General features: G+C 68.0%; 16 protein-coding genes. 7 read left to right on the top strand and 9 right to left on the bottom strand.

The genetic code is table 11. The annotated features are described in order from the left end of the window. Window positions 1–13 precede the first annotated feature (13 nt). The 6 genes from A5712_RS00625 to A5712_RS00600 all read right to left on the bottom strand — a co-directional run bounded on the left by A5712_RS00625 (window position 14) and on the right by A5712_RS00600 (window position 5325). Window positions 14–886, bottom strand: coding sequence for a WecB/TagA/CpsF family glycosyltransferase (locus A5712_RS00625; protein ID WP_068100139.1), 873 nt, complete (start codon window positions 884–886; stop codon window positions 14–16). Window positions 887–928: 42 nt separating this feature from the next. Further along, on the bottom strand, window positions 929–1486 hold the full coding sequence (rfbC, locus tag A5712_RS00620; RefSeq protein ID WP_068100137.1) for a dTDP-4-dehydrorhamnose 3,5-epimerase: 558 nt from the start codon (window positions 1484–1486) through the stop codon (window positions 929–931). Then, window positions 1483–2529 (bottom strand): NAD(P)-dependent oxidoreductase, encoded by a 1047-nt coding sequence (locus A5712_RS00615; RefSeq protein ID WP_068100136.1) that lies wholly within the window; start codon window positions 2527–2529, stop codon window positions 1483–1485. Before A5712_RS00615 ends, rfbC begins: the two co-directional genes overlap by 4 nt. 24 nt (window positions 2530–2553) lie before the next feature. Continuing rightward, window positions 2554–3216, bottom strand: a complete 663-nt coding sequence (locus tag A5712_RS00610) for a PIG-L deacetylase family protein (protein ID WP_068100134.1) — start codon at window positions 3214–3216, stop codon at window positions 2554–2556. Continuing rightward, the gene (locus A5712_RS00605; RefSeq protein ID WP_068100163.1) at window positions 3213–4007 is read right to left on the bottom strand and encodes a glucose-1-phosphate cytidylyltransferase; all 795 of its coding nucleotides are present in this window, start codon (window positions 4005–4007) and stop codon (window positions 3213–3215) included. Before A5712_RS00605 ends, A5712_RS00610 begins: the two co-directional genes overlap by 4 nt. An 85-nt stretch (window positions 4008–4092) precedes the next feature. After that, window positions 4093–5325, bottom strand: a complete 1233-nt coding sequence (locus A5712_RS00600; protein ID WP_068100132.1) for a PPE family protein — start codon at window positions 5323–5325, stop codon at window positions 4093–4095. Window positions 5326–5849: 524 nt separating this feature from the next. On the opposite strand from A5712_RS00600, the gene A5712_RS00590 reads away from it, so the two are divergent. Both A5712_RS00590 and A5712_RS00585 read left to right on the top strand, forming a co-directional pair. Further along, a complete protein-coding gene (locus A5712_RS00590) occupies window positions 5850–6527 on the top strand; it encodes a TetR/AcrR family transcriptional regulator (protein WP_068100129.1) in 678 nt (225 codons plus the stop codon). Window positions 6528–6659: 132 nt separating this feature from the next. Beyond that, window positions 6660–7388, top strand: a complete 729-nt coding sequence (locus A5712_RS00585) for a TetR/AcrR family transcriptional regulator (protein ID WP_068100127.1) — start codon at window positions 6660–6662, stop codon at window positions 7386–7388. A gap of 89 nt (window positions 7389–7477) precedes the next feature. On the opposite strand, the gene A5712_RS00580 is transcribed toward A5712_RS00585, so the two are convergent. Continuing rightward, window positions 7478–7840 carry a PAS domain S-box protein gene (locus tag A5712_RS00580; RefSeq protein WP_068100125.1) on the bottom strand — a complete coding sequence of 121 codons (363 nt, stop codon included), beginning with the start codon at window positions 7838–7840 and terminating at the stop codon, window positions 7478–7480. A gap of 227 nt (window positions 7841–8067) precedes the next feature. After that, window positions 8068–9609 carry a methionine--tRNA ligase gene (gene metG / locus A5712_RS00575; protein WP_068100123.1) on the bottom strand — a complete coding sequence of 514 codons (1542 nt, stop codon included), beginning with the start codon at window positions 9607–9609 and terminating at the stop codon, window positions 8068–8070. An 18-nt stretch (window positions 9610–9627) separates the two neighbouring features. Between metG and A5712_RS00570 the strand changes: the two genes are divergently transcribed. From A5712_RS00570 to A5712_RS00550, 5 genes are all read left to right on the top strand, one after another. After that, window positions 9628–10482, top strand: a complete 855-nt coding sequence (locus A5712_RS00570; protein ID WP_068100121.1) for a TatD family hydrolase — start codon at window positions 9628–9630, stop codon at window positions 10480–10482. Window positions 10483–10651: 169 nt separating this feature from the next. After that, window positions 10652–11779 carry a resuscitation-promoting factor gene (locus A5712_RS00565; RefSeq protein ID WP_197519257.1) on the top strand — a complete coding sequence of 376 codons (1128 nt, stop codon included), beginning with the start codon at window positions 10652–10654 and terminating at the stop codon, window positions 11777–11779. Continuing rightward, the gene (gene rsmA / locus A5712_RS00560) at window positions 11743–12690 is read left to right on the top strand and encodes a 16S rRNA (adenine(1518)-N(6)/adenine(1519)-N(6))-dimethyltransferase RsmA (RefSeq protein WP_068100116.1); all 948 of its coding nucleotides are present in this window, start codon (window positions 11743–11745) and stop codon (window positions 12688–12690) included. The genes A5712_RS00565 and rsmA overlap by 37 nt, the downstream gene beginning before the upstream one ends. Before the next feature lie 60 nt (window positions 12691–12750). Then, window positions 12751–13701 carry a 4-(cytidine 5'-diphospho)-2-C-methyl-D-erythritol kinase gene (locus A5712_RS00555; protein ID WP_068100114.1) on the top strand — a complete coding sequence of 317 codons (951 nt, stop codon included), beginning with the start codon at window positions 12751–12753 and terminating at the stop codon, window positions 13699–13701. A 256-nt stretch (window positions 13702–13957) separates the two neighbouring features. After that, window positions 13958–15592 (top strand): fatty acyl-AMP ligase, encoded by a 1635-nt coding sequence (locus A5712_RS00550; protein WP_068100112.1) that lies wholly within the window; start codon window positions 13958–13960, stop codon window positions 15590–15592. Between the two features lie 116 nt (window positions 15593–15708). Here the strand turns inward: A5712_RS00550 and A5712_RS00545 are convergent, their stop codons facing one another. Then, the gene (locus tag A5712_RS00545) at window positions 15709–16308 is read right to left on the bottom strand and encodes a TetR/AcrR family transcriptional regulator (protein ID WP_068100110.1); all 600 of its coding nucleotides are present in this window, start codon (window positions 16306–16308) and stop codon (window positions 15709–15711) included. Window positions 16309–16403 lie beyond the last annotated feature (95 nt).

Raw genomic sequence — 16403 nt, 5'->3', positions numbered from 1 at the left:
GCCGTTCTCTCGGTTACGCCGTCGCCGATTGCGCTGCGGCGACGAGGGTTTCGGTGGTTTCAATAGTTTCGGTGCTTTCAAGCATTTCCGAGGCCGGCATCCCCGCGTAGTACACGCCGGGGTAGCAGATCAGCTGGGCGCGCGATGCGCGCAGCAAGGCCAGCGGCCCCTGCAGCAGATACCGGCGGGCCAGCCGCTGGGGCTCGCGGGTCAACCGGTAGAACCATTCCAGGCCGGCTCGCTGCATCCAGTTCGGGGCCCGGCTGGTCATGCCGGCCAGGAAGTCGATGGCACCACCGCACGGCAGGAAAACCTTTGCGCCCGTGGCGAATCCGTGCCGATCCACCCACTGCTCCTGGCGCGGCTTGCCGAGGCTGACCACCAGGATGTCGGTGCCCGCCGCGCGGATATCGGCGGCCAGGGCGTCGGAGCCCGATTCGATGTCGGCCGGGTCGGGCGCCCACATGCCCGAGACCACCAGCGCGGGATAGCGCGCCCGCAGGCGCCGCGCCAACAGCCGATGGGTCTGGGCGCTGCCGCCGAAGAAGCCGACCCGCTGACCCGTCGACTCGGCCAACGCCAACACGGCGGGCAGCAAGTCCGCGCCGGTCACGCGCGGCCACGGCTTTGCGGTCAGCAGTTGCCCCCGCCACGCGATGGGCATGCCGTCGGCCAGCAACAGCCATTCCAGCCGGCTCGCGGGCGTCGCGCCAAGCGAGCGGAAGTGGTGGAGGTGATCCAGGTTCACCGAGCCCACCGCCAGCCCGCCCGCCCGCGAGCGCAGGCGGGCCGAGATGATGGACAGCACCTGGTCGGTGTCGCAGCGTTCTACGACGCTCCCGCTGACGACCATGCGCACCGGGGCTGCTGAGGATTCGTGGCCCATGGCAAACCTATCCCAGGCGCTCTCGGGCCGGGCGGTACGAGGTCATGACGCCTCGCTCTCGGCCGCCGCCGTCTCATCCATAAGAGGCCAGCTGGCGTCCTTCTCCGACATGACGGTGACCGGCAGCGGCCACTTGATGGCGAATTCGGTTTCGTCCCAGCGGAATCCCTCTTCGCTTTCCGGCACATAGGGTCCGCTGACCTGATACATGACCTCGGTGTCGTCGGTCAGCGTCTGGAAGCCGTGCAAGACGTAGGGCGGCAGGAACAGCGCGCGACGGTTCTCCGCGGTCAACTCGACCATCACGTGCTTGCCGTAGGTCTGCGATTCGGGCCGGATGTCGACGGCGACGTCGGCGATCGCGCCGCGCACGCAACGCACCAGTTTCGCCTCGGCGTGCGGCGGCGCCTGCCGGTGCAGGCCGCGCACCGTCCCCCGGGTGTAGTTGAAGCACAGGTTGGTTTGTGCCACTTCGGAAATGAGCCCGTAGGTCAGGAATTCGTCGGCGCAGAAGGATCGAGAGAAGAAGCCGCGATGGTCGCGATGGGGTTCGATGTCGATGATCGTCACCCCGGCGACAGCCGTGGGCGTGTACTTCACTGCGTCTCCTTCCAGAACAGTCGCTGGTCGACCTGCCCCGTCTTGAGCAGGTATTCGATCTGCTTCAGGCGGGTGTGCCCGCGGCCGTGGAATGTCTCGGGATCCATTGCGATGGTTTGGAACACGCGATGCAGTTGCGCCGCCCCGGCCGCGACGTCCCACTCGGCGCGGAAGTCGGGGAAGACCGCACGGATCTTGCCGAACGCCACCCGGTAGCTGCGGTTGTCCGCGTTGGGCGGGCCGAACGTGAGTTCGCAGCCGGGGAACTCGGCGCTGACTGTTTCCGCGATTTCGCGCACCGTGCGGTTGTTTTCGTCGCTGCCGACGTTGACCACGAGTTTGTGCACGGTCTGCCGGTCGGCGCGCAGCGCGCACCGGATGGCCTGAGCGATGTCGAGGGCGTGCACCAGCGGCCGCCACGGGGTGCCGTCGCTGGTCATCGCGATGCGATGTTCGGTCCAGGCGTAACCCGCCAGGTTGTTCAGCACGATGTCGAAGCGCATGCGGGGCGAGGCGCCGAATGCCGTTGCGTTGCGCAGGAATGCCGGCGAGAAGTCGTCGTCGGCCATCGCGGTGAGGTCCCGCTCGACCAGGGCCTTGCACTTGGCGTACGGGGTCAGCGGGTTGATGGGGCTGGTCTCGTCGACCGTGCCGTCAGCGATCCCGTACACACTGCACGACGACATGTAGACGAATCGGCCGACACCGGCGCGCTTGGCGCACTCCGCCAAATGCACGCTGCCGCGGTGGTTTACCTCGTACGTGACGTCGCCGATCAGGTCTCCGATCGGATCGTTGCTCAGCTCCGCCATGTGCACGATCGCGTCGAACCCGCGCAGGTCCGCGACGGTCACGTCGCGAATGTCCTTGATGAGGGTCAGCGGCGTCACCGGGTGGGCACTGTCGGCGAGCGGCCCCGGGCACAGCCAACCGGCCCGGTAGTAGCCGGTGTCCAAACCGACGACGTCGTGACCGTCCTGGAGGAGCAGCGGCGCCAGAAGGCAACCGAGATAGCCCTCCGTGCCGGTGATCAGCACTCGCATGGTGTCATCCCTCCCGTCGAAAGATCAGTTGTCGAACTGAGCGTCGAAGGGGCTGATGACCGCCTTCTCGCCCACAAAGGCTTCGGCGTAGCGCGCCCGGCACTGGACGCCCCTTACCCGCATCAGGCCGAGGAACGCCTCGTCGTCGAACCAGTCGCGGCCCGATTGCGACGGGTACGACTGCGCGAGGAGCTGCGCCTTCTGGTGGGCTATCTCCGTCGGGATGCCCACGTAGAGAGTGGGATTGGGCAAGTCGGACTCCCATTTGAGAATCTCGTAGCCCAGCACCAGCTGCGCGCGGAACTCGGTCGGGATGAGCTCGGCGACCAAGCGATGGTCCTGGTGGTAGTCGTGGCGGTGCGGACCGATCACCAGATCGGGCTGGCATTCGCGGCGGAACTGGGCCAGCTGGCGCTTCACCGCTTCCCAGTGGCCTGGCAGCTGACCGTCGGGCAGGTCGGCCACCGTCAACCGCACCTCCGAGCGCGGGAACAGCGTCGCGAAGGCGTTCTTTTCCTCTATCTCGCGTTCGGTGCCGGCGCCGGTGAGCACCAGGGCGTGCACGACGACACCCGGATTGTGGCGGGCGATCTGCAACAGCGTCGCGCCCGCACCGATGACGATGTCGTCACAGTGCGCGCCGATGACGGCAATCGAGTCGATTGCGCCCGTGTTCAGCTGGATCATGCCGAACGTCTCGCAGGAGTCTGCTCCCACACCATCCAGGGGCGGTTTCCGGTGTTGTAGTCGGCGTCGAGTTCGGCGCGTTCCTTGAACGTGTCGGCCGGTTTCCAGAAGCCGTCGTGCTGGTAGCCGAGGAGCCGGCCGGTCCCGGCGAGCGCCATGCAGGCATCGCCGACGAGGTCGCCGTTCTCCGGAATGAGGTCGAAGACCTCCTGGGTCAATACGAAGTAGCCCCCGTTCACCCAGATCGGGAACTTGGCGATCGGAGCGATCTCCTTGATGTCACCGCCGGCGGTGACGTCGACGCAGTGGAAGGACGACTGGGGCGGCACGATCAACATGGACGCGGCCGCGCCGCTGGTCTTGAGCCGGTCGATCATGGTGTCGAGCGGCGCGTCGGTCAGCACGTCGGCGTAGTTGGCCAGGAAGTATTCGTCGTTCCCGAGGTACTTGCGCACCCGCCGCAGCCGCTCGCCGATCGGCGACTCCAGCCCGGTGTCGACGAAGGTGATGCTCCAGTCGGACATGTCGGAATCGAGCAGCTCGATCTGACCGGCGCGCATGACGAAGTCGTTGGACTCCATCTCGCGGTAGTTGAGGAAGAAGTCCTTGACCATGGCCTGCCCGTAGCCCAGGCACAGGATGAACTCCTTGTGCCCGAAGTGGGCGTAGTAGCGCATCACATGCCACAGCAGCGGTCGGGGCCCGACCATCTGCAGCGGCTTGGGAACCTGGTCGCCCTCGGCGGTCCGCATGCGCATGCCGTAACCGCCACAGAAGAGCACGACTTTCATGACGCCCATCCCTTCGATGAATCGAGACCGAATTCCCGCCTGATGGCCAAAACCGATACTTTTGGTATTTCGCGATTTGGGCCGGTCATACGATCGCCGCCCCGTAGCCGCCGGACGGCGGCTGTGCCATGACCGTCGGTATCTGCCCGTACCGCGGACCGGGCGCCTGGCGCCCCGCGGCGCCGCTCGGCAGGCCGCCCAGCATGCTCGGCGGCACGGCGCCGATGCCGTTGGGAACGCCGGCGTTGGGCAATATCGCGCCGGCGCTGGTCAGCTGCGCGGTCGGGATCACGCTGGTCCAGCTGGCGGGCACCGAGAGCGGGCCGAGCGCGGCGGCCTGACCCAGGCCGCCCACCACGCCCGCACCTGCGGCTTCCGCCGCGCCGGCGGCCTCGGCCGCCGCCTGCCCGGCGACGTCGGCCGCGCCGGCGGCCGCGCTGCTCGCCGCCGTCGTCGCCAGGCCCTGCAGGGTCTGGGCCATGCCAAGCACGCTGGACAGGCCGTACAGCGGGGTCGCGGCAACCATCAGATAGCCCGGCAGCAGGGCCGGCAGGTTGCTTTCGAGGTTGCTCATGAAGCTCGACATCGACAGGCCGCCGGTCCCGGAGGTGAGCCCGCCCACCAGCGTCCCCCAGGGCGTTTCCGCGCCAGCGCTCGCCGCGGCGGGTGTCGCCAGGCTCTGCAACATCGAGGACACCGTGGACATCAGGCCGGCCAGTGAGACCTGCTGGGTGCCCGCCCCGGCCGCGGCCTGGGAGACCGCGGTGGCCTGGCCCGCCGCGGCGGCCGGGTCGGCGACCTCCGGCGCAGGTGTGAACGTTGTGAGCTCCGCGGCCAGCGCCGAATTGGCGGCGTATTCGTACATCGCCACGGCGTCTTGAGCCCACATCTCGGCGTATTGGGCCTCGTTGGCCGCGATTGCCGGCAGGTTCTGACCGAAGAAGTTGGTGGCGATCAACGACGCGAGTTGAACCCGGTTGGCGATGACCGCCTGCGGAGGCACGGTTGCGGCCCAGGCCGCGTCATATATTTCCGCTGCAAGCCTGGCCTGACCGGCGGCTTCCGCGGACCGTGCGGCGGCGCCGGCCGTCCACGCGACGTACGGTCCGAACGCAGATGCCATGCTCAGCGACGCGGGGCCCAGCCACCGCCCGACCGTCAAGCCCGAAATGATCGATCGATACGCGGCCGCGGCGGAATGCAGTTCGGTGGCCAGGTTGTCCCAGGCCACCGCGGCCGCCGTCAGCGACCCCGCGCCGGGGCCGGCGTACATCCTCGCGGAGTTGATCTCCGGCGGAAGAGCGCCAAAGTCGATCATTTCGAGTGGTCCCCGCCCGTCGATGCGCCGCCGGCCGCGTTGGCGCCGGCAGCGACGGACGCCCGCGACGTGACGAACGACACACGTCGTCCGAGGTCGGCGCGGGTCGCCCCGCGCAGCGGTCGGCGCGGCGATCGAACAGCACCGCACGCCCGCGGTCCGCAAAAGGGGCGCTGACCAGGCGAAGAAACTGAGAGCCACATAGAAAGCGATTATACATACTTTTGGTTCGGCATACACCATGTTGTCTTACCAACAGTATTTGTGACTTTGTTAACGCGACCCGCTGCGTTGAATGCCGTGGAACGACCCCTGACTGCTAACCTCAAAGACGGCCCATATGCCGCCCGAGGCACACCGCCGAGTGCTGGCCCTGAGAACGAGGTGTGTGCCCTGCTCGAGGAAGGCATCGTGAACGTGGAAGCGATCGATTCGGGCCATGGCACTGGCCCCGGAATGATCACCCGCCTTGCTCATGCACCGGCGTGGTCGACCCGAACCGGACAGTTGAGTTCTCGGTTCCGATGACCGCCCATTCGACCGACGGACGCGCGGACGCGACGCGGCGACAGATTTTGCGGGCCGCTTCGCATCAGTTCGCTCGCCGGGCCTATCACGACGTCGGCCTGGACGACATCCTCGCGGAAGCGGAGCTGACCAAGGGGGCGATGTATTTCCACTTCCGTTCCAAGCACGCGCTGGCCGTGGCGATCATCGAGAAGCAGACGGCCGCCGGGGCCGTCGCGGTGGAGGAGCTCCTCACTCGTGGGCTTTCGGGCCTGGAGACCCTGATCGACTTTTCGTATCTGATCGCCTCCGGCGATATCCGAACCGACGGGGTCAGGGCGGGGCTGAACCTGCTCGAGTCGGTCGGCCGGTCGGAAGGGCTGCAGAAGAAGCTGTTGGAGGAGTGGGCCAAGGCGCTCGCGGGGGTCGTCGAGCAGGCCATCGCGGAGGGCGACGTCGGCCAGCATTGTGACCCGCAGGACGTGGGACGCCTGGTGGTGTCCCTGCACATGGGGCTGCGCCAAACCAGCAACCTGGAGGAACCGGAGCGGTTCTTGCACGACCTGGAGAAGTGCTGGCTCCTGATGTTGACCGGAATCCTGCAACCGGAGCGCATCGACTACTTCCGCCAATTCCTCAGGCGCCGCGCGGCACTGGCCATCAACTCCACCTCGGCGGGCACGGATTCCGGATAACGCCATGGGCAGGTCGCGCGATCGGGCCCGCGGGTGGGCGGCTGTTACGCTTACCGCTCCGGCCGGAAGGTTGGTGAAGTTGTCGAGATCCGCGTCTGGGGACATCGACGGAACTCCGGAGGTGTAGACGCGATGGCGCGCCAGGTTCGATCGGAAGCCACTCGGCGGAAGATCCTCGACGCCGCGATAGACGTTTTCGGCGAGGTCGGGTACGCCGCGGCCGGCTGGAACACGATCATCGAGCGGACCGGCATGACCAAGGGGGCCCTCTACCACCACTTCGACTCGAAGGAATCGCTGGCTTCGGCGATCATCGAAGAAGGTTCCGAGACGATACTCGTCGCGTTCCGCAACGTGTGTGGGTCGTCGTCGCCCGCGCTCGAGAACATGATCCACGGCACCTTCACCATCGCCAACGTGCTCAGCTCCGACAAGACCGCCCGCGCCGCCGAGCAGTTGACGGCCGCTCTGACCGGATTCAACGAAGCGGCCATGCGGTTCTGCGCCAACATGGTTGAGCTGATGGCGGCCCAGGCCCAGCGGGCGGCCGCCGAAGGCGACGTCCGGGAGGATCTCGACCCGGTGGTGATCAGCGAGTCGATCGTCGGCGCCATGTTCGGAACGCGTTTGCTGTACAACGCGATGGCCGCCAAGGGCGTGTCGGGGCGCGATGCGGGTCCGGCCGTCGACGCGGGTCTGGCTCCCCACACGAATCAATTCTGGGAACTCATGCTCGCGGGCATCGTCACCGAGGCGTCGCTACCTTACTTCCGCGAATTCCTTTCCCGGGAGGCGCTGCGCCACGGACCGCCGGCCGGACCGGCGCAGGGCCAGGGTGCCGCGGTCCCCGACGCCGGCTAGGCGATTACGACCGCGGTCCTGGGCGCACGTTTCGTACTACGGGTATCTCATTAGGCCGTGCGGATTCCTAAAGGTTTAAAGATCGGCGCCTAGCGTTCCTCGACCCACAATTGCTCGGTGAGGTCCTGGAACGCCGCGAGCGCGAACTGGTCGTCCGCGCGCAGGAGCGCCGACTTGCTCATCAAAGCCCGAACCACCGAACCGTCCTTATGGGCCAATTCGACGACCATGTTCGCGAGTGCATGCACGACCGAAAGCAGGGAGTCCGACTCCGGAGCCTCGTGGAAGATCTCGTGAAACCGCAGGGAGAGAACCTCTTCGGGGTCGAAGCCCACCATCTCCGCGAAGGCGGTGTTGGTGAACAAGATGCTGCCGTCGTTCCCGATGGCGAGCACCGGAATCGGAATTCTCTCCAGGACGACCAACGCGGGCAACTCCTTCAAGGTAGTCATCGGCGATTGGTTTTGTTGCCGGTTCCGTCGTCGCTCCACGTGCTGATTATGGCCTATCGCCTCACGCAGTTCCGACGCTTTTCCCCATGGCGCGCAAGATTCCTGCGAATGGGTTTGTGCGGCCCCGAAAAACGAAACTTTCCCGGGTGTGTCGCGCCGACCCGACCGCGCCCGGAGCCGTCCCCGGTTGCGTCGCCGGATGCTCCGTACCGTTGGTCTGCTTCGGCTCACTCCGCCTGATAACGCGGGAACACACCCGTCGGCGGCGGCAGGGCGGTGCTGGGGGCCAGCCGCGCGCCGACCGCGTCGAAAGCCCGCCGGTCCGCGCCCTGGCCGAGCAGGTCCAACAGCTTGCCGGCCGACTCGGGCATGACGGGCTGGACGAGCAGCGCCGCGATGCGGACGGCCTCGCACGTGACATAGAGGACGGTGCGGAACCGCACCTGATCCGCCTCGGACTCGCTCTTGCGCAGCACCCACGGCTCCTGGGCCGAAAAGTATTTGTTGGCCTCCCCGAGCATCAGCCAGATCGCCTCGAGGGCCAAGTGCATCGCCTGCCCGTCGAAATTGGCCCGCACCCGCTCGAGCAGGCCGTCGGCCGTCGCCAGCAGCTCGGTGTCCGCCGCGGTGAACTCGGCCGGCTCGGGCACCACCCCGTCCAGGTTCTTGGCCACCATCGACAGCGAGCGTTGGGCGAGGTTGCCGAGCTCGTTGGCCAGGTCGGCGTTGATCCTGGTGACGATGGCCTCGTCGCTGAAGCTGCCGTCCTGGCCGAACGGCACCTCCCGCAGCAGGAAGTAGCGCACCTGATCGAGGCCGAAGGTGTCGACCAGCGAAACCGGGTCGACGATGTTGCCCACGGACTTGCTCATCTTCTCGCCGCGGTTGAGCAGAAACCCGTGCGCGAAAACCCTGCGGGGCAACTCGATGCCGGCCGACATCAAGAACGCCGGCCAGTAGACGGTGTGGAACCTGATGATGTCCTTGCCGATCATGTGCAGATCGGCGGGCCAATAGTGCCGGAACAATTCCGAGCTGGTGTCGGGGAAGCCGACGCCGGTCAGGTAGTTGGTCAGGGCGTCCACCCAGACGTACATGACGTGGTCGGGGTGGTCGGGGACCTTCACCCCCCAGTCGAACGACGTCCGCGAGATGGACAGGTCGCGCAGGCCGCCGGAGACGAAGCTGACCACTTCGTTGCGCCGCACCTCGGGCGCGATGAAGTCGGGGTTCGCCTCGTAGTGCGCCAGCAGCTTGTCGGCATACGCCGACAGCCGGAAGAAGTAGGTGCGCTCCTCGGTCCAGGTCACCGGGGTGCCGGTCTCGACCGCGACCCTGGTCCCGTCCACGACTTCGGTCTCCGACTCGACGAAGAATCGCTCGTCGCGCACCGAATACCAGCCCGAGTAGGTGTCCAGGTAGATGTCGCCCGCCGCGGCCATCCGCCGCCAGATCTCCTTCGACGCCTCGTGGTGGTCGGCGTCGGTGGTGCGGATGAACCGGTCGAAGGAGATGTTCAGCCGCTCCTGCAGGCGCTGGAAGACATCCGAGTTGCGCCGGGCCAGCTCGGCCGTGGGCAGGCCCTCGGCCGCGGCGGCCTGGGCGACCTTGAGCCCGTGCTCGTCGGTTCCGGTCAGGAAGCGCACGTCGTACCCGTCCAGCCGCTTGAACCGCGCGATGGCGTCGGTGGCGATGTACTCGTACGCGTGCCCCAAATGCGGCGCGGCGTTCGGGTACGTGATCGCAGTGGTGATGTAGTAGGGCCTCATCGAGACTCACCCTATTGTGTGGCGGTGAGTTCCAACCGCTCTGGTGAACGACAAGCGCCGCCCGCACCCGAGCCGCTGGCGCCGCTGATCGACGCACACACCCACCTCGACGCGTGCGGCGCGAGCGACGCGGCGGGGGTGCGGGCCATCATGGACCGCGCCGCGGCGGTCGGGGTGCAAGCGGCGGTCAGCATCGCCGACGACCTCGAGTCGGCGCGCTGGGTGACGCGCGCCGCCGACTGGGATCCGCGCGTCTACGCCGCCGTGGCGCTGCACCCGACCCGCGCGAACGCCCTGGACGACGCGGCCCGGGCCGAGATCGAGCGGCTTGCCGCCCACCCCCGGGTGGTGGCGGTCGGGGAGACCGGGATGGACCTGTATTGGCCGGGCCGGCTGGAGGGCTGCGCGGAGCCGTCCGCGCAGCGGGAGGCGTTCGCCTGGCATATCGACCTGGCCAAGCGGTGCGGGAAACCGCTGATGATCCACAACCGGGAGGCCGACGTCGAGGTGCTCGACGTGCTGGCCGCCGAGGGCGCCCCCGACGCGGTGATCTTTCATTGCTTTTCATCGGACAGCGCGATGGCCCGCCGCTGCGTGGATAGCGGGTGGTTGCTGAGCCTGTCCGGGACGGTCAGTTTCCGCAATGCGCGCGCACTGCGGGAGGCCGTCGCGCTGATCCCGCCGGAGCAGCTATTGGTGGAAACCGATGCGCCTTTTCTGACCCCGCACCCCTATCGGGGCGCAGCGAATGAGCCCTATTGCCTTCCTTATACTGTGCGGGCGATCGCTGAACTGCTGGATCGCCGTCCCGAAGACTTGGCGCAGGTCACGACCAGCAATGCCCGCCGGGTTTACGGGCTGGCTGCCGGGTAGCCGCGCGGGCCGGTGATTTTCCCAACAGAGACGCGTCGGAGTTGCTGAACATTGGCCGGTTCGTTACCGTCTTGTGATCGAACGGTGGGGCCCTTGGGCCCCGCTGTCGTTTGTAGTCATTTTCTTGCTGAGTGGTTCGTAACTGGTTGCTGAGGCGGAGTAACGCGCGTTGACTGTATTGACAAAACTTCATCACAATTCATCACCAATGTTGCGGCTCATTGTCGCGGGCCTGCTGTTAGTACTGGGCTTCGCCGGCGGGCTCGCGGTTTCCGCGTCCAAGACGGTGACCCTGACGGTTGACGGAATCGCGATGCGGGTGTCGACGATGAAGTCGCGGGTGATCGACATCGTCCAGGAGAACGGCTTCAGGGTCGACGAGCGCGACGACCTCTACCCGGCCGCCGACGTGGAGGTGCGCGACGCCGCCAACATCGTGTTGCGGCGCAGCCGGCCGCTGCAGATCTCGTTGGACGGCCACGACTCCAAGCAGGTGTGGACGACCGCGTCGACCGTGGACGAGGCGTTGGCCCAACTCGCGATGACCGACACCGCCCCGGCCGCCGCCTCCCGCGGCAGTCGCGTTCCGCTGGCCGGGATGGCGCTGCCGGTCGTGAGCGCCAAGACGGTCCAGATCAACGACGGCGGCGCCGTGCGCACCGTCCACCTCGCCGCGGCCAACGTCGCCGGGCTATTGAACGCCGCCGGCGCGCCGCTGCTGGAAAGCGATCAGGTGACGCCCGGGGCGGCGGCCCCGATCGTGGACGGGATGCAGATCCAGGTGACGCGTAACCGGATCCAGCGGGTCACCGAGCGGGTCCCGCTGCAGCCGCCCGCGCGCCGGATCGAGGACCCGGACATGAACGTCAGCCGCCAGGTCGTGGAGGACGCGGGCAGCCCGGGCACGCAGGACGTGACGTTCGCGGTGGCCACGGTCAACGGCGTCGAGACCGGCAGGCTGCCCATCGCCAACACCGTGATCACCCCGGCCCGTGAGGCCGTGGTGCGCGTGGGCACCAAGCCCGGCACCGACGTGCCGCCGGTGAGCAACGGGTCGATCTGGGACGCCATCGCCGGCTGCGAGGCCGGCGGCAACTGGGCGATCAACACCGGAAACGGGTACTACGGCGGTGTGCAGTTCGACCAAGGGACCTGGGAGCGCAACGGCGGGTTGCGCTTCGCGCCCCGCGCCGACCTCGCCACCCGCGAGGAACAGATCGCCATCGCCGAGGTGACCCGGCAGCGCCAGGGCTGGGGCGCCTGGCCCGTGTGCAGCGGAAGAGCTGGTGCAAGCTGACCATCCGGCTACTCGGGCGCACCGAGATCAGGCGGCTGGCCAAAGAACTGGAGTTTCGGCCACGAAAGGCTTTGGGGCAGAACTTCGTCCACGACGCCAACACCGTGCGACGCGTGGTCACAACCTCCGGTGTCGGCCGGTCCGACCACGTCCTGGAGGTCGGTCCCGGCCTCGGTTCGCTCACGCTGGCGCTGCTTGACCGCGGCGCCACCGTCACCGCCGTCGAGATCGACCCCGCGCTGGCCGGCCGGCTGCCCCAGACCATCGCCGAACACTCGCACAGCGAGATACACCGGCTGTCGGTGCTGAACCGCGACGTGCTGACGCTGCGCCGGGACGAGGTGCCGGGCGGGCCTGACGAACCCACCGCCGTCGTCGCCAACCTGCCCTACAACGTCGCGGTCCCGGCGCTGTTGCACCTGCTCGCCGAATTTCCGTCCATTCGGTCCGTGACGGTGATGGTGCAGGCCGAGGTCGCCGAACGGCTGGCGGCCGAGCCGGGCGGCAAGGACTACGGCGTGCCCAGCGTGAAGGTCCGCTTCTTTGGGCGGGTGCGCCGCTGCGGCATGGTGTCGCCGACCGTCTTCTGGCCGATCCCGCGGGTCTATTCGGGGCTGGTTCGCATCGACCGGTACGCGACGTCGCCGTGGCCGACCGACGACGCCTTCCGGCGGCGGGTGTTCGAACTCGTCGACATCGCTTTCGCCCAGCGGCGCAAGACATCCCGCAATGCGTTCGCCGAGTGGGCCGGCTCGGGCAACGAGTCGGCGAATCGGCTGCTCGCGGCCAGCATCGATCCGGCCCGCCGCGGCGAGACGCTGTCCATCGACGACTTCGTGCGGCTGTTGCGCCGCTCCGGCGATCCGGACGACACGCTGCCGAGCGTTTCGGGGCACGCCTCGGCGAGCTGACCGGAGCGCCGTGGCGTGTGGTTCGCCCGGCGCGGCGTTAGTCTGCTGCGGTGGTCAACAATGTCTGACGGCAACACCGCCGCGCAGTGGGTGCCCACCGGGTCGGTCACCGTACGGGTGCCGGGAAAAGTGAACCTGTACCTGGCGGTGGGGGACCGCCGCAAGGACGGTTATCACGAGCTGACGACGGTCTTCCAGGCCGTCTCGCTGCTGGACGAGGTGACGGTCCGCAACGCCGACGTGCTGTCGCTCGAGGTCGTCGGCGAGGGCGCCGACAAGCTGCCCACCGACGAGCGCAACCTGGCGTGGCAGGCGGCCGAGCTGATGGCCGAACACGTCGGCCGAGCGCCCGACGTCTCGATCATGATCGACAAGTCCATTCCGGTCGCGGGAGGTATGGCGGGAGGCAGCGCCGACGCGGCCGCGGTGCTGGTCGCGATCAACTCGCTGTGGGAACTCAACGTGCCGCGCCGCGACCTGCGCATCCTCGCCGCGAAGCTCGGCAGCGACGTGCCGTTCGCGCTGCACGGCGGCACGGCGCTGGGAACCGGCCGCGGCGAGGAGCTGGCCACCGTGCTGTCCCGCAACAGCTTCCACTGGGTGCTGGCGTTCGCCGACGGCGAGCTGCTCACCCCGGCGGTGTTCAAGGAGCTGGACCGGCTCAGGAAGGCCGGAAAACCGCCGCGGCTCGCCGAACCCGGGCCGGTGCTGGCGGCCCTGGCCGCGGGCGACCCCGAGCAACTGGCGCCGCTGCTCGGCAACGAGATGCAAGCAGCCGCGGTGAGCATGAACCCCGCCCTGCGAAAGGCGCTGCGCGCCGGCGTCGAGGCCGGCGCCCTGGCCGGCATCGTGTCCGGCTCCGGCCCGACGTGTGCCTTCCTGTGCACGTCGGCGGCCTCGGCGGTGGACGTCGGGACCCAGCTGTCCGGGGCGGGGGTGTGTCGCACCGTTCGGGTCGCCACCGGCCCGGTGCCCGGCGCCCGCGTGGTGCCCGCCCCCACTGAAGTGTGAATTCGCACTCAAGGCGCGCCACAGTTTGGCAGTTACTTAAGAGGAGTTTAAGATAACTGGCGGTGACGAGCAGCGGTAAGCAAGACCACTCGATTCCTTCGCCCACCGGAATTACCGGTGGGCTCGTTGACTCATCACGTGTCCGAGACCTAACCGCTGCGCAATCGTGCTCGCGTGGCTGCTACAAACTGGCACCCAGCAGGCGGAACATGAGATTCCGGGCCTTGGGGCAACTGCCGGAACCGAGGAGGTTTTTGTGAGCAGGTTTACCGACAAGATGTTCCGCAATGCCCGCACCGTGACGACGGGCATGGTCACCGGTGAACCCCACGAACCCGTCCGGCACACCTGGGGCGAGGTCCACGAGCGCGCCCGCCGCATCGCGGGCGGCCTGGCCGCCGCGGGCATCGGCCTCGGCGACGCCGTCGGCGTCCTCGCCGGCTTCCCGGTGGAGATCGCGCCCACTGCGCAGGGACTGTGGATGCGCGGCGCCAGCCTGACCATGCTGCACCAGCCGACACCGCGCACCGACCTGGTCGTGTGGGCCGAGGACACCATGACCGTCATCGGCATGATCGAGGCCAAGGCCGTCATCGTGTCTGAGCCCTTCCTGGTGGCCATCCCCGTGCTGGAGGAGAAGGGCGTCAAGGTCCTCACCGTCGCCGACCTGCTCGCATCGGAGCCGATCGATCCCGTCGAGGTGGGCGAGGACGACCTGGCGCTCATGCAGCTGACGTCCGGGTCCACCGGTTCCCCGAAGGCCGTCCAGATCACCCACCGCAACATCTACTCGAACGCCGAGGCCATGTTCATCGGCGCCCAGTACGACGTCGAGAAGGACGTCATGGTCAGCTGGCTGCCCTGCTTCCACGACATGGGCATGGTCGGCTTCCTGACCATCCCGATGTACTTCGGCGCGGAGCTGGTCAAGGTCACGCCGATGGACTTCCTGCGCGACACGCTGCTGTGGGCCAAGCTCATCGACAAATACAAGGGCACCATGACCGCGGCGCCCAACTTCGCCTACGCGCTGCTGGCCAAGCGGCTGCGCCGCAACGCCAAGCCCGGCGACTTCGACCTGTCGACCCTGCGCTTCGCGCTGTCCGGCGCCGAGCCAGTCGAGCCCGCCGACGTCGAGGACCTGCTCGACGCGGGCAAGCCGTTCGGGTTGCGGCCCTCGGCGATCCTGCCGGCCTACGGCATGGCCGAGACGACGCTGGCGGTGTCGTTCTCCGAGTGCAACGCCGGGCTCGTCGTCGACGAGGTCGACGCCGACCTGCTGGCCGCGTTGCGCCGCGCCGTCCCGGCCACCAAGGGCAACACGCGGCGGCTGGCGACGCTGGGCCCGCTGCTGAAGGACCTCGAGGCCCGCATCATCGACGAGAGCGGCAACGTGATGCCCGCGCGCGGCGTGGGGGTCATCGAGCTGCGCGGCGAGTCGCTGACGCCCGGCTACCTCACGATGGGCGGCTTCATCCCGGCGCAGGACGAGCACGGCTGGTACGACACGGGCGACCTCGGCTACCTGACCGAGGAGGGCCACGTCGTGGTGTGCGGCCGCGTCAAGGACGTCATCATCATGGCGGGCCGCAACATCTACCCGACCGACATCGAGCGGGCCGCCTGCCGCGTCGAGGGGGTCCGGCCCGGCTGCGCCGTCGCGGTGCGCCTCGACGCCGGCCACTCCCGCGAGACGTTCGCCGTCGCGGTCGAATCCAACGCCTGGCAGGACCCGGCCGAGGTGCGCCGCATCGAGCACCAGGTCGCCCACGAAGTGGTGGCCGAGGTCGACGTGCGTCCGCGCAACGTCGTGGTGCTGGGCCCCGGCACCATCCCGAAGACGCCGTCGGGCAAGCTGCGCCGGTCCAATTCGGTCACGCTGGTCAGCTAGGTTTCGCCCTTCGCCCTTCGCCCTTCGCCCTTCGCCCTTCGCCGCGAGCGTGCGCAGATTGCCGCCGTTTGCGGCGTGTCGCCGTACAGACACGCACGCTCGCGGGTGGCCGCGCGTCATGCCAGCGGGGAAAGCCCCGATCGCACCAAGTCCAGGCAGGTGGCGGAGATGGCCGCCAAGTCGTCGACGCAACCGTTGCGCCCCCACGCCTCCACCCCGATCACCATGGCCGCGGCCAGCGTGGCGCCCGCGACGTTGGCGACCAGCTCGATGTTCTCCACGTCGGGATAGCGCTGCTTGACGAAGTCGGTGATGACCGCGGCGAACGACGATTGCACCACCCGCAGGTGGCCGGCGATCTGCTCGCCGGTGATCAGCTCGGCGCGGGCGAGCGCCGCCTGCCGAACCAGCTCTATGTCGTGCGGGTAGCTGGCCATGCTGGCCGCCACGGCGTCGAACACCGACTCGGATTGCGGGCGTTGCGTAAGCGCCTCGGCCAGCCACTCCACGTGCGTGTCGTAGTCCTGGAACAGCACGGCTTCCTTGGTGGGGAAGTGCCGGAAGAAGGTGCGCTCGGTGACGCCGGCCTCCTGTGCCAGCTGCTGCACCGTCACGTTGCCGAAGCCCTCGCTCGCGAACCTCTTCAACGCCACCTGCCGCAGCGCCTCATGGGTCCTGCTGCGGCGCAGCTTGTGCAGGTTGGTCGGCTCGCCCATACCTCGCATCCCATCACATCCGGATCCTGACGGCGCCGACGTCTTCCAATTGAGTCAGTACTGACATATATTGGGTCCGCCCGCCGTGGGTGTGT

The organism is Mycobacterium sp. E2327, from assembly GCF_001672675.1.
Lineage (GTDB): Bacteria > Actinomycetota > Actinomycetes > Mycobacteriales > Mycobacteriaceae > Mycobacterium.
The sequence above is the reverse complement of the archived record's forward strand: the minus strand, read 5'-3'. Positions and strand labels throughout refer to the sequence as shown.